General features: G+C 69.6%; 16 protein-coding genes. 4 read left to right on the forward strand and 12 right to left on the reverse strand.

The features are described from left to right. Positions 1-92: 92 nt before the first annotated feature. Positions 93-860 carry a tRNA(His) guanylyltransferase Thg1 family protein gene (locus tag A176_RS04535; protein ID WP_002635793.1) on the forward strand — a complete coding sequence of 256 codons (768 nt, stop codon included), beginning with the start codon at positions 93-95 and terminating at the stop codon, positions 858-860. Positions 861-872: 12 nt separating this feature from the next. Here A176_RS04535 and A176_RS04540 read toward each other — a convergent pair whose 3' ends face one another. The 7 genes from A176_RS04540 to A176_RS04570 all read right to left on the reverse strand — a co-directional run bounded on the left by A176_RS04540 (position 873) and on the right by A176_RS04570 (position 8,142). Next, entirely contained in the window at positions 873-1,733 is an 861-nt protein-coding gene (locus A176_RS04540; RefSeq protein ID WP_002635792.1) for a hypothetical protein, read from the reverse strand. Continuing rightward, entirely contained in the window at positions 1,730-2,320 is a 591-nt protein-coding gene (locus A176_RS04545) for a DUF350 domain-containing protein (RefSeq protein ID WP_002635791.1), read from the reverse strand. Before A176_RS04545 ends, A176_RS04540 begins: the two co-directional genes overlap by 4 nt. A gap of 12 nt (positions 2,321-2,332) precedes the next feature. Then, positions 2,333-2,941, reverse strand: a complete 609-nt coding sequence (locus tag A176_RS04550) for a CAP domain-containing protein (protein ID WP_021781116.1) — start codon at positions 2,939-2,941, stop codon at positions 2,333-2,335. 91 nt (positions 2,942-3,032) lie between these two features. After that, positions 3,033-5,240: a S41 family peptidase gene (locus tag A176_RS04555; protein WP_002635789.1), complete on the reverse strand. Its 2,208-nt coding sequence runs from the start codon at positions 5,238-5,240 to the stop codon at positions 3,033-3,035. Positions 5,241-5,426: 186 nt separating this feature from the next. Then, a complete protein-coding gene (locus A176_RS04560; RefSeq protein WP_044889696.1) occupies positions 5,427-5,957 on the reverse strand; it encodes a hypothetical protein in 531 nt (176 codons plus the stop codon). A 201-nt stretch (positions 5,958-6,158) separates the two neighbouring features. After that, complete coding sequence (locus tag A176_RS04565; RefSeq protein WP_002635787.1) at positions 6,159-6,653, reverse strand: nuclear transport factor 2 family protein; 495 nt, start codon at positions 6,651-6,653, stop codon at positions 6,159-6,161. 94 nt (positions 6,654-6,747) lie between these two features. Further along, positions 6,748-8,142, reverse strand: coding sequence for an ArnT family glycosyltransferase (locus A176_RS04570; protein ID WP_226994198.1), 1,395 nt, complete (start codon positions 8,140-8,142; stop codon positions 6,748-6,750). Positions 8,143-8,257: 115 nt separating this feature from the next. On the opposite strand from A176_RS04570, the gene A176_RS04575 reads away from it, so the two are divergent. After that, positions 8,258-10,348, forward strand: coding sequence for a thioredoxin domain-containing protein (locus A176_RS04575; protein WP_002635785.1), 2,091 nt, complete (start codon positions 8,258-8,260; stop codon positions 10,346-10,348). Between the two features lie 22 nt (positions 10,349-10,370). On the opposite strand, the gene A176_RS04580 is transcribed toward A176_RS04575, so the two are convergent. From A176_RS04580 to A176_RS04590, 3 genes are all read right to left on the reverse strand, one after another. Continuing rightward, positions 10,371-11,870: a transglutaminase-like domain-containing protein gene (locus A176_RS04580; RefSeq protein WP_021781115.1), complete on the reverse strand. Its 1,500-nt coding sequence runs from the start codon at positions 11,868-11,870 to the stop codon at positions 10,371-10,373. A 63-nt stretch (positions 11,871-11,933) separates the two neighbouring features. Next, positions 11,934-12,401 carry a GNAT family N-acetyltransferase gene (locus A176_RS04585; protein WP_044889694.1) on the reverse strand — a complete coding sequence of 156 codons (468 nt, stop codon included), beginning with the start codon at positions 12,399-12,401 and terminating at the stop codon, positions 11,934-11,936. Beyond that, a complete protein-coding gene (locus tag A176_RS04590) occupies positions 12,313-13,392 on the reverse strand; it encodes a D-alanine--D-alanine ligase family protein (RefSeq protein ID WP_002635782.1) in 1,080 nt (359 codons plus the stop codon). Before A176_RS04590 ends, A176_RS04585 begins: the two co-directional genes overlap by 89 nt. A 145-nt stretch (positions 13,393-13,537) precedes the next feature. On the opposite strand from A176_RS04590, the gene A176_RS04595 reads away from it, so the two are divergent. Continuing rightward, positions 13,538-14,833, forward strand: coding sequence for an HD domain-containing protein (locus A176_RS04595; RefSeq protein ID WP_002635781.1), 1,296 nt, complete (start codon positions 13,538-13,540; stop codon positions 14,831-14,833). Beyond that, positions 14,830-16,356 carry an MBL fold metallo-hydrolase gene (locus A176_RS04600; protein ID WP_044889693.1) on the forward strand — a complete coding sequence of 509 codons (1,527 nt, stop codon included), beginning with the start codon at positions 14,830-14,832 and terminating at the stop codon, positions 16,354-16,356. Before A176_RS04595 ends, A176_RS04600 begins: the two co-directional genes overlap by 4 nt. A 323-nt stretch (positions 16,357-16,679) precedes the next feature. Here the strand turns inward: A176_RS04600 and A176_RS04605 are convergent, their stop codons facing one another. Both A176_RS04605 and A176_RS04610 read right to left on the reverse strand, forming a co-directional pair. Then, a complete protein-coding gene (locus A176_RS04605; protein ID WP_002635779.1) occupies positions 16,680-17,354 on the reverse strand; it encodes a hypothetical protein in 675 nt (224 codons plus the stop codon). A 591-nt stretch (positions 17,355-17,945) separates the two neighbouring features. Then, positions 17,946-18,704, reverse strand: a complete 759-nt coding sequence (locus tag A176_RS04610; RefSeq protein ID WP_226994200.1) for a GlsB/YeaQ/YmgE family stress response membrane protein — start codon at positions 18,702-18,704, stop codon at positions 17,946-17,948. Positions 18,705-18,730: the final 26 nt, after the last annotated feature.

Here is an 18,730-nt window from a genome sequence, read left to right on the forward strand (position 1 = left end):
GCCACGTATCGGCGAAGGATTCGACGCGCTGTTTCATGTGACGCTCTCGGTAGACGGCGGCTTTCGCGTCGAACCCTGGAGGGAGGAAGACGATGGACCCCGAGGAGCTGGCGGTACGTGCCCGGCAGGGTGAGGCGTTCCACAACCAGCGCATGCTGCCGGGCGCCTGGGGCGTGCTGCGCGTGGATGGGCGAGGCTTCTCGCGCTTCACCGAGGCGCGCTACGAGAAGCCCTTCGACCCGGCGTTCCACCAGTTCATGGTGCGCACCGCCACCGCGCTGCTGGAGGAACTCCAGGGCGTCTACGCCTACACGCAGAGCGACGAAATCTCCGTGCTCTTCCGGCCGGACTGGTCCCTGTTCGACCGCTCCGTGGAGAAGGTCGTCTCGCTGGGGGCGGGGCTCGCCAGCGCCACCTTCACGCACGCGGCGGGCGTTCCCGCCGTCTTCGACGGCCGGGTGTGGCTGGGTGCCTCGGAGCGCGCGGTGCTGGACTACTTCCTCTGGCGTCAGGCGGATGGCAGCCGGTGCGCGCTGCATGGCTGGTGCTACTGGACGCTGCGCAAGGAGGGGCGGAGCGCGGCCCAGGCCACCCGCGAGCTGGATGGCAAGCCCGTGAGCGACAAGAACGAGCTGCTCTTCCAGCGTGGCATCAACTTCAACGAGGTGCCCCTCTGGCAGCGGCGTGGCAGCGCGATGTGGTGGGAGCCGTACGTGAAGGAAGGCGTGGACCCTCGCGACGGCCGGCCCACGCGGGCGCAGCGGTGGCGGCTCGAGGTCGACTCCGAACTGCCGATGAAGGAGGCGTACGAAAACCTGCTGCGGGGGCTGCTCACCGCGTCGGGGCCCGCCTCCACCTGACGCGGCGGAGGTTCAGCCCGCCGTGTCCGCCGCCCCCGCGAGCGGCAGCACCTTCCACAGCCGGGGCTTGTCGTACTGGGGCGGAATCATGCCCAGTGGCCAGCCCTCGGCGGTGACCTCCGCGTACTGGTAGCTGCGCCCGCCATGGCGCAGCGCCGTGCCCTTGCCCGGCAGCCCCACGCCCACCGCCGCGTGCGCCAGCGGGTCCGAGTACAGCACCACCGCGTCGATGCCCACCTGTCGCAGCAGCATCACCGCCAGCACCGCCTTGGAGTCACAGTCACCGCGGTTCTCCGCGGGGACCAGGGCCGGGGGGACGATGCCGAACGCCTCGTCCTCTGGCAGCTCGTAGCGGATGCGCTGCACGAAGCCGATGATGAGCTGCGTGGCCTGCGCGGCGTCCAGGCGGCGCTCCTGGATGGAGGCGACGAACCGGTCGCCCAGCGCGCGCACGGGCTCGGCGTTGGTGCGCATCAGCTCTTCGTAGATGCACCGCATGTCCGCGCTGCACCCGGTGGGCGGCGTGAAGGTGAAGCGGTCCTTGCCCAGGGAGCGGTAACGCAGCCGGCGGCCGAAGTCCGCGTGCTCCTCCGTCAGCTCACGCGCCAGTCGGGTCCCCAGCCCATACGAGACGCGGTGTTCGGGGGGACGGATGCTCTCCGCGCGCCACGCGTAGTCCAGGGCCCGCTGCGGCGGCGTGCCTTGGGGCAGGAGCACCAGGCCCAGGTCCACCGCGCGGGCGCTGCTCGCGTGGCCTGGCTCCGCGGGGGCGATGTCCATGCCCGCCAGATGCCCCAGGGTGCCCAGGCCGCAGCAGCAGAAGCAGCTCGCCAGCCCCACGAAGGCGAGCAGCAGCTTGAAGAACGTCTTCACGCGGGCGCGCGCAGCATCCCTTCGGGGAGCTGAGGGAAGGGGATGAGCCCGTTGAGCGCCGCCTGCAAGCCCGGCGCGGTCAGCAGCGCCAGCACCAGCAGGATGGCGGAGAGGATGAGCGCGGCGGCGATGTTGCCCTTGCGCACCTCTTCCAGTTCATCGATGCCGGGGGTCATCCGGTCGAACAGCAGGACGCCCGTGCCGAGCACCGTGACGCCCACGCCCAGCGACAACCCCACGTGGAGGACTGCCACCGCGAGCAGCTTCCCCACCACGGCGAGGTGGATGGGCGGGTTCTGTACGGTGAGGTCCACCGCGTCCGACGTGGCCTGCACCGCGTGCTGCACCAGCAGGCCCAGGGCCACGAGGCTGGCGGCGTGGACGAGGCACGCGGCGACGTTGCCCTGCCGCAGCTCCTCCACCGGGTTGGCGCCGAGGATGCGGCTCAGGCCCCGCAGGGCGAACCAGATGCCCAGCGCGGCGACGAGGCCGCCGAACACCACCTTGATGAGGCCGACGAAGAGGAGGGCGAGGTCCATGGCGAGCGAGGCGTGCCGGGCGCTCCGGATGAGCGCCCGGCCCCCCACTCTAGCCCGGTGTCACTGCCGGCCGAAGGCCTGAGTCCAGTAGTGCCGGTACGTGCTGCTCGGGGCGTTGAAGTACCCGACGCCCATGTCGAGGAGGCTCGGGTTCATGATGTTGTTGCAGTGGCCGCCGCTGGCCATCCAGCCGTTCACCACGGCCGCCGCGGTGCCGTAGCCGGCCGCCACGTTCTCCGCGGCGTTGCGGTACGTGTAGCCCGCCCAGTTCATCCGCTGCCAGGGCGAGGAGCCGTCCGAGCCGGTGTGGCTCATGAAGTTGTTGGTGCCCATGTCCTTGGAGTGCTTGCGCGCCGCACAGCGAAGCTGCGCGTTCATGGTGAGCGCGGGCGCGGGGGCCTTCACCACGCCATTACAGACAGCGCCGGCGGCCCGGCGTTGGTTGACGAGCACCAGGACCTCGGCCTCGAGCGCCGTCCAGGCCGAGTTCCAGGTCGTGACGTCATCGCAGTACGCGAAGGCGGTGACGGTGGCGGACCCTTCTTGCGTCTCCGCCGAGGGGATGATGACGCCCTCACCCGAGGGCTCCGACGGAGGCGCCTCGGGCTCACCGCAGCCCGCGGACATCGCGGCACCTAGGAACACGACAGCGAAGAAACGTGCGTTCATGACAGCTCCCTTTCCACGGGGGTGGAGCCGCATCCTGCCGCTTCAGGCGTCTGCGTCGAAAGGCGCCAATGGCATACAGATGAATGGCTGTTTACTCGCCTGCTTGGAGGCGCTCGATTGCCTTCAAAAGCTCCGGATCTCTATCCAAGGCGAGGTCTTCCGTCGTGGGCACAATCTCTTCATCCGGCACAATTCCCACGCCATGGAAGGTGGAGCGGTCAGGATAGAGAACTTCCATTCCGGTGAACATGAACCGGAAATTGCCTGGCAGCACCAGGTTGGTGAAGTTGCCGTTGGTGCCAGCGCTGCGCCGGCCCACGACCTGGACGCGGTTGGCTCCCACGAGGATGGTCGCGAAGTTCTCCGCCGCGGAGACGGAGCGAGGCCCCATGAGCAGCACGATGGGACCTCGGAACGAGGGCTCGGCGCCTCCCGTGAAGACGTAGTGCTCTTCCTTCGCGTCGTGCTGGTCAGGTCCCGTCCAGCGGCGGATGCGGAAGATGGGGCTGGAGAAGTCGCCCTGGATGAGGTGCGGGAGTGCATCGTAGTGGCTGAAGCCGGGATAGCCGCGCATGTCCACGACGAGCCCGCGCGCGCTCGAGGCGCTCTGAAGCTGTTGGATGAAGGCGTTCAGGTTCGTGCCTGAGTCCTGGTTCATGCTGACGTAGTAGAGGGAGGGCGCGCCCAGGTCGTCCAGCCAGCCGCCCCGGCGCCGAGAGGGGGCGAAGCCGAGCGCCTCGGTGAGGTCACTCCCATTCCAGGGGGTGGCTGCCACGGTGCGTTCGTGGCCGTCCATTCCCCGCAGCACCAGAGAGAGGGGCCCTGTCAGCTCGCGTAGCCGGCGCGTGGCCAGGTCATGCCGGTAGCCGTGCGTGGCGGCGGACGTGCGGGCGAGCTCCTCCGCATACCACTCCGCCACGCCGCGGTCGCCCACGCGCACCAGGGTGTCGCCTGGGCGGAACTCCGGGAACAGCGCGCGGCGGACCACCACGTCTCCACCGGCGACCTCCTCCATCAGCACGGGCAGGGTGCCGATGAAGGGCGAGGGTGTGGCGTAGACGAAGACGTGTCCGTCCTGGAGGACGGCGCCGAAGCGGCGCAAGAGCTGAATCGTGCGCAGCGCGTTCACCGGGGCTTCGTCCACCGAGGCCAGCGTCTCCTCCAGCCTCGCGTCGATGCCATCGCCCACCACCGGGAAGTAGGGGAAGAAGCGCCGCAGGGCGCCATGGACGATGACGAGCGATGCGCGCGCGATGCCCGCGGTGGGCGGCCGCTGGGTGCCGGGGCCCGAGACAAACGGGCGCGGCGTCAGCTTTTCACGGAGCACCTCGGCGCTTCGATTCATCGCGGGCGGGGTGCCCAGCGCGGGCAGCTCTCTCAGTCCATCCGCGAGGAGGGCTGGCGGTTCGCGGTCGGCGGGAATCCGGTCGGGGAGGGGGCCGGCGTCGTCCTCGAGCTGAGAAATCCGAATCGAGAGGCCCCGTTGTGCCAGGGGAACCCAGCGCGACTCCGCGACCGCCGTCGCCACGGCTTCGCCCCACAGCCAGGCGCGGCGTGTCGCGCGCAGGTCAACCACGAAGCGCGCCGCCGCCGGGGGCAAGGTGGCGTTCGTCAGCAGCACCACCGGCAAGTCCACCGCGCCCGATGCCGGGTAGGCCAAGGCGTTCAGGCGCTGCGTGGTGTTGGCGTAGACGTTGACGCTGAAGAACTCGTCCATCGGTCCGTCGTGGACGCGCACGCGCGCGGAGACTCGGGACGCGGGCGTGTTGCTGGCGGCCGCGATGGCGCGAGTCAGTGCCTCCTCCAACTCCGGCACGTCGGGCAGCCCCCGCAGGTCGATGGCCACCGCCTGCGTCCCTTCGGGCAGCATGGGCTCCCCTGTCCCAGGGCGGATGACCGCGACGGTGTCGTATTGTTCGACCTGGACTGGGGAAAGCGGCGCGGCGTCACGAGGGACGTGGACGCAGACGGATTCGAACTCATCCGCGTAGGCCTGAGCGACGCCGTTCCAGTCGACGGTGCTCCCTTCCAGGGCGGTGGCGAGCACCGAGTCAATGGCCCGGTAGCCCCTGCCTGGGCTGAAGAAGCGGAGCAGCGCGTGGGCCTCGGACAAGGCCACGGCGGCCGGGGCCGTGCCCATGGCGCCGGGCGTGACGTGCGGGCACCAGTCAATGGCTCGTGGGGCGGGCTCGGGCGGCGGAGGCGGTGGGGCATCGCCACAGGCCGTGTGGAAGGCACAGGTCGCCGCGAGCAACCACCGTGAGCCCGGGGATGCGACGCGTCCCTGCGTCTTCGTCACTCTGGCGTGGCGTGTCATCGAGTCCGTTCTCGTTGCTGGGGTGGGGAGGCAAGGGGGCCGCCCGCTCGGAAACGGAGAGCCGCTCTCTGTATATCGACGAGGTTGCGCCCCGGGCGGGCCGTCGCGGCCGTGGCCGGAACCTCGGAGCGCCGGTCCGACACGTCATGAGCCTTGAGCGCGGCGCGGCTACTTCGGCGAGCGAGGTGCCGAACGCTGACTCAACTCGCGTACGAACTCGTCCTCGACAAGGGTGGCGCCAGCAGCCCAGAGCAGCCATTCGAGCGCCTGGTGCGAGAACTGTAACTCAGTGACGGCCACTCGAATGATGAGGTCGTCCGCGGAGACGAACTCGGCGTCCCACCACCACCACTCGCGTTGCGCCGGCTCGAACCAGTACGTGAAGCCGTCGACGGTCCACCGCTCCACCTCGACGCCAGCGGCCTCCGCGGGGAGCGCACCTGCCGCTGGCAGGCACGCCGCGACGAACCAAGAGGGCAGCAGTCGTTGCCAGTCGTCCTGGGATGGCCACGGTTCACTCGGTGGCCTGATGACGCACGCGAGCGCCTCGGTCGTACGCTGGAGCACGCGGGCCGCGCTCGACGGTGCGTGGACGTAGATGCGAACCCGCCTGAGGTCGTCTGGGAAGGGGGCGGCAATGGGGGCTCGCGCCTGCAGATGGTCGCGCTCGACCTCCCAACTCAATTCGCCTGGGGGCATGACTCCAGGATGTTCGCGGAGGAGCGAACTTGCAAACAACCGCGACCCACCGTGCATCGCTCCACGGCGGTGTCTGGGGTTGAGTTCAGCCGGGACCTGTCGGTCGTCCCGGCCGCCGGTGATGCGGCGCAAGGGGCTGGTCCGCTCGCGACCCTGCTCACTCCGCCCCGCGTGCCATGGCGCGCGGGACGGAGTGACGCGTCAGACGAGCCGCTTGCCCTTCACGAAGTCCAGGCCCACCGGGTTGCCCCGGAAGTGGATGGGGTCCAGCATGACGCGGCGGATGCGCCAGCCCTCGGCGGTCTTGAGCACGTCGTGCGTGTAGCGGATGACGACGGTCCATTCCTGCTGCACGCCGCCCGCGTAGAAGAAGTGGGCCACGTCCGCGTAGGCCATGACCTGCGCCTCGGTGTCGCTCTTGAAGTGGGTGCGCACGGTGTTCGCGGTGGCGTGCTGGACGCGGTGGAAGGGCGCCAGGGCATCACCTCCCACCTTGGCCATCGCGTCGCGGGCCATGGTGACGGGCTCACCGTCGAAGAGCCGGCTGTAGTCCGCGATGACTTCGGGCGTGAAGACATTCACCCAGCGGCTCCAGTCGCCGGTGTCCCGGCCGAAGTCGATGGCCTGACCGTACTCCGCCACCAGTTCCTGGATGGCAATCCAGTCCAGGATGTACTGCGTGTCTTTCTCTCTCATGTCCGCTGAACCCCCGTTGAAAGGATTTGAAGGCTTGCATGGAGGCTCCGACGCGTCCAGCCCTGGCGCCTGGAGGACTTGAGGTGTTTGCCTTTCAAGGTGCTTCGGGCGGCTTCAATCCGCGCAGTCTCCAGACTTGAAAGGTGTGCAGGCGCTTCCCTCGAAAGTCGCCAAACAGCTCCACGGGGCCTTCCAGCGCGGTGAATCGAGACAGCAGTTCATCGGGTGGATGGGGGCCGCCTTCTCCCACCCAGAGCACGTCCTGGCCGGGCGCCAGGGGCGGGGCGGGCCAGAGGTCGTACTGGCTGAAGCGCGCGGGGGCGCCCGTGTTCGTGACGCCCCCTGTGTAGTAGGCCACCTGGGAGGCCAGTTGGTAGTTGCCGGCGTACACGGCGGCGACGTTGGGCGCGTCCAGGTCTGGGAAGAGCTGCTCGGGCGATGCCAGCGCACGCAGCACGCTCCAGCCATGCGTGCGGGCCAGGGCCGTGTCCCGGCGGAAGTCGAGCGCGGGGAAGAGCAGGTGCGAGCCCACGCCCAGCACCACGGCCAGTCCTGAAGCGGCCGCCGCGCGTTGCAAGCCGGGGCGCATGCCCGCCGCGCCGACGCAGGCCGCCACATAGGCCGCGCAGGGCCAGTTGGCCTCGCCCCGCGTGCGAAGCGACGCGACGCCGAAGAACAGCAGCGGCACCAGCACCGCCATCCGGAGCAGCAGGTGCTCGCGGGGGCCTCGGAGGCCGTACCACCCCGCGAGGGGAAACAGGATGGGCCCGCCCAGGGCGAGCTGACCCGCGAGGAACTCGCCGAACGTGGCCCAGCCGCTGCGCCAGCCTCGCCCCAGGCCATGGGTGAGTTGGAAGGTGAAGCCCACCCAGTCCTTGTCCGCGTTCCAGAGCACCACGGGCGCGAAGCAGGCTCCGGCCACGGTCGCGGTGCTCCAGGCGCCCCAGGGAAGGCGCCGCGCGCGCACCGTGGTGATGAGGAACGCCACGCCCAGCAGCACCGCGGGGTACTTCGCGAGCAGCGCGCAGCCGCCGGCCAGTCCCGCCCAGAGCCACTGCTCGCGCCACAGGGCCCAGAGCGCGAGCGTCCAGAAGAGCAGCAACAGTGAATCCGGCGTGGGCCACACGCCCGCCACCGCGCCCGCGGGAACGGTGCTCCACAGCGCCGCCGCGCGCCAGGCCGCGTGCGTGTCACCATGGACGTCGCGCGCCAGGCCCCAGACCGCGGCCACCGTGCCCAGGCCACAGAACAGGGCCGTGCCTTCGATGCCCAGCAGGGCGATGCTCCAGGCCACCAGCGGCGGGTGGTCGAAGTAGCCCCAATCGAGCTGGCGGGCCCATTGCCAGTAATAGGCGCTGTCGAAGTAGACGTCCGTGCCGAGCATCAGCGCGAGGCGCGCCCCCAGGGCGAGCGCGAGCAACACCTGACAGGACTTCAGGCACAGGCCCGGTGAGGTGGGCCGAGGGAATGCGGGAGGCAACGGAGACACGGCGCGCAGCTACACAGTCCCCCCCTGTGTTCGCCATCGTCCCTCGAGTGCTTTCGGCTTGCCCGGCCCCGCGCGGGTTCGTATCTCGACAGCAGGTCCTTTCCCCGGAGTCCGCATGGCCACGTTTCCCCCGTCTCCTGACACCTCCAACCGCCTGGCCCGGGAACCGTCACCGTACTTGCGCCAACACGCGCACAACCCCGTGGACTGGTTCCCCTGGGGGGAAGAGGCGCTCGCGCGGGCGAAGGCGGAGAACAAGCCCATCTTGTTGTCCGTGGGGTACTCCGCCTGCCACTGGTGTCACGTCATGGCGCACGAGTCGTTCGAGTCGCCCGACACGGCCCGGTTGATGAACGAGGGTTTCATCAACATCAAGGTGGACCGCGAGGAGCGGCCGGACCTGGACCAGATTTATCAGGGCGTCGTGCAGCTCATGGGGCAGGGCGGCGGCTGGCCCCTCACGGTGTTCCTCACGCCGGACCTGAAGCCCTTCTACGGGGGGACCTACTTCCCTCCGCAGGACAAGTATGGGCGTCCGGGTTTCCCCCGGCTGCTCATGGCGCTGCGGGACGCGTGGGAGAACAAGCAGGACGAGGTGCAGCGTCAGTCGGCGCAGTTCGAGGAGGGGCTCGGGGAGCTGGCCTCGTATGGCCTGGAGGCCGCGCCCGCCGTGCTGACGGTGGCGGACGTGGTGGCCATGGGGCAGGGCATGGCGAAGCAGGTGGATGCCGTCAACGGAGGCTTTGGCGGCGCGCCCAAGTTCCCCAACCCGATGAACTTCGCGTTGATGTTGCGAGCCTGGCGGCGCGGTGGGGGCGCGGCGTTGAAGGACGCGGTGTTCCTCACGCTGGAGCGCATGGCCCGGGGCGGCATCTATGATCAGCTCGGGGGCGGCTTCCACCGGTACTCGGTGGACGAGCGCTGGCTGGTGCCCCACTTCGAGAAGATGCTCTATGACAACGCGCAGCTCCTGCACCTCTACGCGCAGGCGCAGCAGGTGGAGCCCCGGCCGCTGTGGCGCAAGGTGGTGGAGGAGACGGTGGAGTACGTGCGCCGCGAGATGACCGACGCGGGCGGCGGCTTCTACGCCGCGCAGGACGCCGACAGCGAGGGCGAGGAGGGGAAGTTCTTCGTCTGGAAGCCGGAGGAGGTCCGCGCGGCGCTGCCGGAGGCCCAGGCGGAGCTGGTGCTGCGTCACTTCGGCATCAAGCCCGGCGGCAACTTCGAGCATGGCGCCACGGTGCTGGAGGTCGTCGTCCCCGTGGACGCGTTGGCGAAGGAGCGCGGGGGGGCGGAGGACGTCGTGGCGAGCGAGCTGGCCGCGGCCCGGAAGACGCTCTTCGCGGCGCGTGAGCAGCGGGTGAAGCCGGGCCGGGACGACAAGCAGCTCTCCGGTTGGAACGGGTTGATGATTCGCGGGCTCGCGCTCGCCTCGCGCGTCTTCGACCGGCCGGAGTGGGCGCGCTGGGCCGCGGACGCCGCGGATTTCGTGCTGGAGAAGGCGTGGGACGGGACGCGGCTGGCGCGCTCGTACCAGGAGGGGCAGGCGCGCATCGACGGCTTCCTGGAGGACTACGGCAACCTGGCCTCGGGGCTCACCGCGCTCTATCAAGCGACGTTCGACGTGAAGTACCTGGAGGCGGCGGACGCGCTGGTGCGCCGGGCCGTGGACCTCTTCTGGGATGCGGAGAAGGCGGCGTACCTCACCGCGCCAAGGGGACAGAAGGACCTCGTCGTCGCGACATATGGCCTCTTCGACAATGCCTTCCCGTCCGGTGCGTCCACGCTGACGGAGGCGCAGGTGGAGCTGGCGGCGCTCACGGGCGACAAGCGGCACCTGGAGCTGCCGGAGCGCTACGTGTCACGCATGCACGACGGGCTGGTGCGCAACCCCATGGGCTACGGCTACCTGGGGCTCGCGGCGGATGCGCTGCTGGAGGGCGCGGCGGCCGTCACGCTCGCGGGCTCGCGGGAGGACGTGGCGCCGCTGCGGTCCGCGCTGGACCACGCCTTCATCCCCACCGTCTCCGTGGGCTGGAAGGCGATGGGGCAGCCGGTGCCGGCGCTGCTGAAGGAACTCTTCGAGGGCCGCGAGCCCGTGAAGGGGAAGGGCGCGGCCTACCTGTGCCGGGGCTTCGTCTGCGAGCTGCCCGTCACCGAGCCGGACGTCCTGTCCCAGCGGCTGGCGGCGCTCACCGGCCCCTGAGCAGGGCCGGCGCGCCGCCGCGTCACTTGACGGCGGTGACCTTCAGGGCGCCGATGAGCGGCGTGATTTCGGCGTTGCCTTCCTTGCCGAAGGCGAAGTGCGTGGCGTCCGCCACCGGCTGGTTGAAGGTGGGGTCCAACTGGGTCCACTCGCCCACGAAGGCCTCCACCCACTCGTGCCAGTAGAGCGCGGGCACGCCGTCCTGGTTCATCATGTAGATGACGCCGTCCACGCGCCGGGCGGGCACGCCGGCCGCGCGCAGCAGCGCCACCGACAGCAGCGAGTGCTCCGTGCAGTCGCCCTTCTTCTGGGTCAGCACATCCGTGGCCCGGTCCGCGCTGGCGCCGTAGTCCTTCTCCAGATTGGCGTACACCCAGGCGTTCACCTTCTGGGTGATGCGGTACGCGTCCTTCTCGTTGCCCACGAGCTGCTTCGCCAGCTCCCGGATGGCGGGCGCCTCGCTCTCCACCATGAGCGTGGCCTTGAGATTCTCGCCGCCCTCCGGGTCCTTCAGCGGCAGCGGCTTGCGCGTCTTGGGAGCGGCGGCGGACAGCGTGACTTCCACGCTGCCGTCCGGCTGCGCCTTGTAGTGCTGCCGGTACGTCTGCTCCTGGAACTTCGCGGGCAGGCCCTGCACCACCAGCGTGACGCTGCCGGGCACCGTGCGCGCGGAGTCGGGCAGCGGCTTGGGGAGCACCACGCGCGTGAGGCCGAACACCTCCACCAGGTCCAGCCGCTTCGCGACGGCCTCCGTCTCCTTGCGGGCCTGCATCGTCGTGCCGTAGTCCACCAGCACCATCTCTCCGCGCTGGGTGACGTACGAGACGACGGGGACCTTCTCCTTCTCCGACACCGTGGTGGACTTGCCCAGCTTCACCTTCACGCCGTTGATGACCCGCTGCTCCTCGGGCTCCACGGTGGTGGTGAGGCCGTACGACTCCAAATCCATGCCGTCGAGCGAGAAGCCCGACACCTTCGCCTTGCGGTGCAGCGCGACGCGCGGCGGGTCGGCGTCCTCCACGTGCTCCTTCGCGGGTGGCAGCTTGGGCAGCGTCTCGTCCGCGAGCCCCGGGCGCTTGCGCACCACCGTGACGCCGTCCGGCTGTGCCGTGCCTTCCAGCGTCTGCGTGCCGCCGTCGCCCGTCTGCTTCACCACGAAGGACAGCAGCCGCCCACCGGGCTTCGCTTCGTAGATGCGCTCCTCGTGGTGCATGCGCTCCGAGACGCGCGAGCCCACCATGGCCTTGAAGACGAGCTGGTTGGTCGTCTTCACGCGGGCGGGCGTGCCCGGGAGCACCTCCAGGTCGGTGAAGAGCCAGCCGACCTTCTTGTCCATGAGGTAGAGGCCGAAGTACTCGCCGCCCTGGGGCCGGGCGGCCTTCACCACGTCCGAGACGGGGGCCTGCGCTGGCGCGGCCTTGGCGGCCGGAGCGGGCGCCTTCGCGAGCGCGGACGGTGCGCCCACCAGCAGGGCGCACAGGGACACGAGGGCCAGGGAGGTCGGTCGGTGCGTGCGAGTCATCGTGCCCCTTCTAACGAGGGAAGGGGCCGTTGTCTTCACCCGCCCGACGCGGGGGCCTGGGGACTACAGGCGCTTGGTGAGGATGATGAGGTCGTCCCCCACCTTGTAGAAGTCCCGGATGCGGGCCTCCTCGCCGTACTTCATGGAGGCGTAGAAGCCACGCGTGGGGCCGTAGGCCTCCGTGGCGCTCGTCTCCACGCGGATGAGGCGCCCGTTGCGGCGGCGCAAGTCACCCTCCATGGCGGACACCAACGCGGCGCCTACGCCCTGACCGCGAACTTCCGGTGCGGACGCAATCCAGTACAGGTCGAAGGTGTCCTCCGTCATCGGCGTGGGGCCGTAACAGATGTAGCCCACCAGCTCGGAGCCCCGGTCCGCCACGATGATGGCGTAGTCCGTGTTGCCCTTTTCCAGCGTGGTGTTCGCCAACTCGATGGCGACCTCAACCTCCTGCGGCGAGAAGGTTTCGATCTTTCGAATCAGCGCGGCGATTGACTCCCGGTCCTTTTCTTCGATGGGACGGATGTCCATGTGCTCTCTCGAGAGCGACCTCCACGAGCCGGGATGCCAGGGCCGGGTAGTCCATGCCCGCGGCCAGGGCGGCCTTGGCGAACCCCGCGTCGGGGTGGAGGTCACAGTTGGGGTTGATGTCGATGACGTAGGGCACGCCCTCCGGAGACACCCGGAGGTCGACCCGTCCATAGTCCTGACAGTCCAGTGCAGCAAAGGCTTCCAATGCAACCTGCACGCAACGGGACTCCAGCGCCGCATCTGCCTGGCACAAGCCGCTGGACGTGTCCCGGTACTCCGGCGACGCCGCCTCCCACTTCGCGTTGTAGGAGACAATGTTCGGTCTGTCTTCGAAAGTACGCCCGAAGACGATTTCAGTCAGCGGAAGTGGCTGGCGCGGCTGGTTGCCGAGCAGCGGCACGTAAATTTCACGCCCAGGGATGAACTGCTCGACCAGGGCCGGCTGATGGAACTCGCGGAGCACCGCGTCACAGGCCCGCACCAGCGCGGCGCGGTCGTGCACGACGGACTCCGACGTGACGCCCATGCTGGCGTCCTCGCGCGCGGGCTTGACGATGAGGGGCCAGGGCAGGTCCACCGCCAGCGCGTCCTCCAGGCGCTCCACCACGCGGAAGGGCGGGGTGGACACGCCGCGCGCGGAGAGGACCTCCTTCGCCTTCGGCTTGTGCAGCGCCAGGCCCAGGGACAGCGCGGAGGAGCCCGTGTAGGCCAGGCCCAGCGCGTCCAACAGGCAGGGGACCGCCATCTCTCCGCGGCTGTCCGCGGCCAGGGACTCGCAGAGGTTGATGACCAGGTCCGGCTGGCGCCGGCGCAAGGTCTCCACGAAGTCGAGCCGGTCACCTTCGATGGCGAGCGGCTCGGCCAGCGTGGCGCCTTGGGTGAGGGCGTCCGCCAGCGAGGAGACGACGCGGACCACATCCTCCCGGGCCTCCCGCCCAGGGTCGTCCTCGAGGAGGTCGTGGTCGCGGTTGTGCAGCAGGATGATGTGCATTCGGTGGTGGCGGAGGGTTACCACGTCCCCTGCCTTCATCACAGTCCGCACGTGAGGCGGGCCACCCCCTGGCTGCCCCTCGGGGAGGTTCGCGGTACGTTTGCAGACCTACCGAAGGGGTAACCAGGAGTATGGAAAGGGAATCATGCGCATCCGTGACCCCATCCACGGCACCATCCCGGTCAGCGACCCCGAGAAGGCCGTCATCGACAGCCGACACTACCAGCGCCTGCGCTACGTCCGGCAGCTCGGCTTCGGCGACCTGGCCTTCCCCGGGGCCACGCACACGCGGCACATCCATTCGTTGGGGGCCATGCATGTGGCCTCGCGCGTCTTCGGCGCGGTGGCCGCGCGCTCGTCCCTGCCGGAGGACGTGCGCGAGCGCTTCTGCACGGCGGTCCGGCTGGCGGTGCTGTGTCATGACCTGGGGCACATGCCGCTGTCCCATGCCTCGGAGCGCATCGCCCCGAAGCGCTCGCTCCTGCGCCTGCCTTCCTGGTTGGACAGCACGGCGGAAGGTGAGCAGGCGACCCACGAGGACTACACGGCGAAGATCCTCCTCGACAGCTCGCTGACGCCCATCATCGAGAAGCACTTCCACGGCATGGGGATCACCCCCATGGCGGCGGTGGCGCTGGTGACGGGCGCGAAGCCGCCCAGGGACCCGGGCTTCACGCACCAGGGCGTGGACTGGTCGCCGCTGCTGCGCGCCATCGTGTCCGGCGAGCTGGACGCGGACCGCATGGACTACCTGCTGCGGGACTCCTTCTATACGGGCGTGAACTATGGCCGGTACGACATGGATTGGATTGTCAGCAACCTCAATCCGGCCGTGAAGGACGGGCGGGCCTACCTCGCGCTCAGCCGCGCGGCGGCCTTCGCCTTCGAGGACTTCCTCCTCAGCCGCTACCACATGTTCGTGTCCGTCTACCTTCACCACACCTCGGTGAACTTCGACTACATGCTGCGGCGCTATTACGAGGAATCGCCCGGCGAGTTCGAGATTCCCTCGGACCCGGAGGAGTTCCTCCTCTGTGACGATTCGGCGCTCTGGTACACGCTGCGCCGCTCGAAGAACCCGTGGGCCCAGCGCATCAGCCGGCGGCAGGGCTACAAGCTGCTGGCGCAGTTCACCGAGCGCGACGCCGGTTACGACCTGGACGTGCTGCGCAGCGCGCTCGTGTCCCACAAGTTCGACCACTACGTCGTTGAATCTCAAAACGTGTTGAGCAAGTACACCTCCGGTCCGTCCTCCAGCGGGCCGAGCCTGTTCATCATCGACGCGTCCACCGGGCGGCTGACGGAGGTGGCGCGTTACACGCCGCTGTATCAACGCTACAGCGGCGCGGTGAAGCTCGTCCGGCTGTACGTCCGGCCGGACCAGGCGGACAGGGCACATGCGTTGATGGGCAAGCTTCTCGGCCAGGCGGTGGAATCATGAGCGAGCGTCTTCCGGGCCTCGGCCTCGGGCTGGACCTGACCCACACTCCCGTGGAGGCCCGGCCCTCCTCTGTGGCGCTGCTGTACCGGCGAACGGACTCGGGGGTGGAGGTGTACTGGGTGAAGCGCGGCAAGGCGCTTCGGTTCGCGGGGGGCTTCTATGCCTTTCCCGGCGGGAAGCTGGACGCCGCGGACTCGGACGTCGAGGTGCGGGGCGCGAGCGGGGAGGAGGCCGCCCTGCGTTCGGCGGCGGCGCGCGAGCTGTTCGAGGAGACGGGGGTGTTGGTGGCAGACGGCGCGCACGCGCTGGACGCGCCGAAGCGGGCTTCGCTGCGCAAGGCGCTGCTCGCTGGGACGCTGGGGTGGGGCGCGCTGCTGAAGGCGGAAGGGCTGGCGCTGGATGCCGAGGCGTTCCGCGCCGCGGGCCGTTGGGTGACGCCGCCGTCTTTGCCCGTGCGCTTCGATACGCGCTTCTATCTGGTGGAGATGCCGGCGTACGCCCAGGCGGAGTGGTGGCCCGGGGAGCTGGCCGAGGGCGCCTGGATTCGTCCCGGTGATGCCCTGGCGCGCTGGGGTGACGGCACGGCGCTGCTGCATCCGCCCGCGGTGCATGCCTTCCAGGTGCTGGCGTCCTTCACGGATGAGGCCGACGCGCTGGCCCGTCTGGTGTCGCCGCCGTTCTGCCCGGGTTACGTGTCCCAGCGCATCGAGTTCCAGCAGGGCGTCCGCGTGGTGGCGTTGGAGACGCCCACGCTGCCTCCCGCGGCGCACACCAACGCGTACGTGCTGGGCAACGGTGAGCTGCTCATCGTGGACCCGGGCGCGTCGGACGTGAAGCAGTACGCGAAGCTGCTGTCGCTGGTGTCGGGGTTGAAGGCGGAAGGGCTGCGGCCCGTGGCGGTGGTGCTCACGCATCACCATGGTGACCACGTGGGCGGGGCCCGCGCGGTGAAGGAACGGCTGGGCATTCCGCTGTGGTGCCATGCGCGCACGGCGGACCGGCTGGACTATCCCGCGGAGCGCTTGTTGGAGGACGGTGACGTGCTGGAGCTCGCGGGCGAGGTGCCGCAGCGCTGGCGTGTGTTGCACACGCCGGGACATGCGCAGGGGCACCTGTGTCTCGTGGACGAGCGCAGCCACGCGGCGGTGGTGGGCGACATGGTGGCTGGCGTGGGTACCATCGTCATCGACCCGCCGGAGGGGCACATGGGGGATTACCTCACGCAGCTCGCGCGGCTGCGCGACCTGCCCGTGAGCACCCTGTACCCGGCGCACGGCTCGCCGATTCCGGATGGCCCCGCGAAGCTTCAGGAGTACCTGGACCACCGGGCGGCGCGTGAGGCGCTCATCCTTCAGGCCGTGCCGCCTGATGGGGCCACGCTGGCCCAGGTGGTGTCCCTGGCGTACGCGGATACGCCACCGCTGTTGCATCCCATCGCGGAGCGCAGCGCGCTGGCCACGCTGGAGAAGTTGATGGCGGAGGGGCGCGTGCGCGAGGAGTCGTTTCAGTACTTCCGCGTCTGAGCGGGACGCGTTGGCGGATGCGCTCCAGTTCGTGAGGTTGAGCGGAGCCGTCGTTGGGGACCGCTCCGCCATGTTGCGCCCTCGCTTTGACGCTGCCCGTCGCCCCTGCGCTCGGTAGGCTGACGCGCATCAGAATGTGCCCGCGAGCCCGAGCGCGCCTCTCGCGGGCTCCGCCGAGGTGGGAACCGGGGGCAGTTCCGCGCTTGGGGGCTGAAGCGCATCAGAATGTACCCACGAGCTCAGGCGCGCCTCTCGCGGGCTCCGCTGCCGAGGTGGGAGTCAGGGGCAGTCCCGCGATTGGGGGCTGATCCGGCTGAAGCGCATCAGAATGTACCCACGAGTCCGAGCGCGCCTCCTCCGGGCGCCACCGCGGCGGTGGGGACCAGGGTCAGCCCCGTGGGCGGGGACTGACGGCGCTTCCGCCGCGCCCCGTGCGACAGCTCGAACGCGAGGATGGAGGTCGCCACCGGCGCTGCGTAGGCGGCGGCCAGTGCGGGCCACGGCAAATCGCCATCCGTCAGTGCGATGACGGTGAGGGGCACGCCCGTTCCCACGAGTCCGCCCAGCAGCGTGGGCAGAAAGCCCCCATGGGCATCCATCAGCGAGCCTGCGAGGTACGTGCCCGAGGCCGCGCCGAGCCCCATGCCCAGGGATGCCCCGAGGAGGGTGGCCTTCCGGGACTTCGCGCATTCGTTGTAGGGACACGACACGCGGTCGGTGACGAGCACGCCGCCGAGGAACGCTAACGCCAGGCCCGAGGCTCCTATCAGCGCGCCGCCCACTGTTTCGCCCACGAGGCGGGCGCCCAGCGGAAACGTGTCATCGCCTGTCGCGTGCGCCTGGGTGAAGGGTGGGTGGACCTTCGACGACGGCCGTTTCCTCGCAACAGGGGAAGGCTCCTGTGCTTGTGCATGGGGCACATCCGTCGCGGGTTGGGCCGCTACCAGGGATGGGAGCAGGACGGCGAGCGCGATGACGCGGAAGGGGCGGGCAGGCATGGGCACTCGACTATGTCTGCGGGGTGAAAACATGGTGGGGGCAAGGAGACCATCGCTCGCGGCGCGGCACTGTACTGGGCTTGGCCCCACCGGAACGCGTGGGCGCATGGTTGGGACACGGAGTCCATCGCTCGCGGCGCGATACTGGGCTTGGCCTCTCCGGAACGCGTGGGCGCATGGTTGGGGCGTGGAGACCTCGCTTGAGGCGCGGCGCGATACTGGGCTTGGCCTCACTGGACCGCGTGAGCGCATGGCACGGAGACCATCGCTTGTGGCGCGGCACTGGACTGGGCTTGGCATCACCGGACCGCGTGAGCGTATGGCGCGGAGACCATCGCTTGCGGCGCGGCTCGATCCTGGGTCCTGGCCTCACAGGAACGCGTGAGAGCATGGTCGGGGCGCGGAGACCATCGCCTTCCTATCGGGTTCCTCGCTGAACAATCCGCCCGCAGGGGCCTCGTTTCGCGCTCGCGTGGCGGGTCGGGGGCGGTACCTCGGGGCGCTGCTGTCGCGGCTCACTGTTCGGAAATGTCGGGGGTTTTCGCCGCGAAATGTCCCGACATTTCCGAACAGCGAGCTCCCGGCTGCGACTCAGAAGCTGCCCATCAGTCCCAGGCGAGCTCCGTGTGACGTCATGCCCGCGACGGGCACCAACCGGACCTGGCTGGAGGCCTCGCGTTGGCTCTCCTTCAGGATGTTGCGCTGCGAAGACAGTTCGTAACCCGTGACGGCGCCGGCGATGGGGAGCATCAGCATGACCACGGCGATACCGGGGTTGATGTCCCTGTCGCCCACCACGGCGGTGCCCAGGGCGAAGGCGCCCCACCCGACGAGGCTGCCACCGAGGGTTCCGAGGAAGCTCCCCTTGCCGCCCATCATCCTGCCGCCCAGGTATGTCCCAGCGGGGATTCCCAGGAGGACACCGCTGCTGCCGCCCACGGCCGCGACGATGGCGCACTCATCACATCCCACGGTGGCCGAGCCCAGGAGGAAACCCAACACCAGTCCCGCGGTGCCCGCGGCGAGCCCACCGGCCACACCGGAGGCGAACTCCACCGTGATGCGTGGAACGGGGTCCGCGGGTCGCGTGTAGACCTGCGCGGCGGGAGCCTGTTCGTGGGGGGCGTTGGCGCCCTCCGTGTCCTCGCGCGGCGTGGCGCTGTCCTCGGCGATGCCGTGCCGAGTCGGGGCGTCGAGTCCTCCGGGGGCCGGAACCAGCGGCGGGGGCGTCAGCTCGGTGGCGGGCGCCTGTGCCGGTTCGCTGGGGGTGGGCGTCTGTGCCCAAGCCACCCCCTGGCTCCAGAAGAGCAGGAGGGCCAACCCGGTGGAGAGCGCTCGCGAAGGCTTCACCTGCGACACGTTATCGCAACACGTGT

Source organism: Myxococcus hansupus (genome assembly GCF_000280925.3).
Classification (GTDB): Bacteria; Myxococcota; Myxococcia; order Myxococcales; family Myxococcaceae; genus Myxococcus; species Myxococcus hansupus.

Bases quoted from the DNA above. Each gene is read 5' to 3' on its own strand.
- A176_RS04595 (WP_002635781.1), top strand. From the start codon at position 13,538: ATGCGCATCCGTGACCCCATCCACGGCACCATCCCGGTCAGCGACCCC.
- A176_RS04565 (WP_002635787.1), bottom strand. From the start codon at position 6,653: ATGAGAGAGAAAGACACGCAGTACATCCTGGACTGGATTGCCATCCAG.
- A176_RS04575 (WP_002635785.1), top strand. From the start codon at position 8,258: ATGGCCACGTTTCCCCCGTCTCCTGACACCTCCAACCGCCTGGCCCGG.
- A176_RS04605 (WP_002635779.1), bottom strand. From the start codon at position 17,354: ATGCCTGCCCGCCCCTTCCGCGTCATCGCGCTCGCCGTCCTGCTCCCA.
- A176_RS04600 (WP_044889693.1), top strand. From the start codon at position 14,830: ATGAGCGAGCGTCTTCCGGGCCTCGGCCTCGGGCTGGACCTGACCCAC.
- A176_RS04535 (WP_002635793.1), top strand. From the start codon at position 93: ATGGACCCCGAGGAGCTGGCGGTACGTGCCCGGCAGGGTGAGGCGTTC.
- A176_RS04550 (WP_021781116.1), bottom strand. From the start codon at position 2,941: ATGAACGCACGTTTCTTCGCTGTCGTGTTCCTAGGTGCCGCGATGTCC.
- A176_RS04560 (WP_044889696.1), bottom strand. From the start codon at position 5,957: ATGCCCCCAGGCGAATTGAGTTGGGAGGTCGAGCGCGACCATCTGCAG.
- A176_RS04590 (WP_002635782.1), bottom strand. From the start codon at position 13,392: ATGCACATCATCCTGCTGCACAACCGCGACCACGACCTCCTCGAGGAC.
- A176_RS04580 (WP_021781115.1), bottom strand. From the start codon at position 11,870: ATGACTCGCACGCACCGACCGACCTCCCTGGCCCTCGTGTCCCTGTGC.
- A176_RS04585 (WP_044889694.1), bottom strand. From the start codon at position 12,401: ATGGACATCCGTCCCATCGAAGAAAAGGACCGGGAGTCAATCGCCGCG.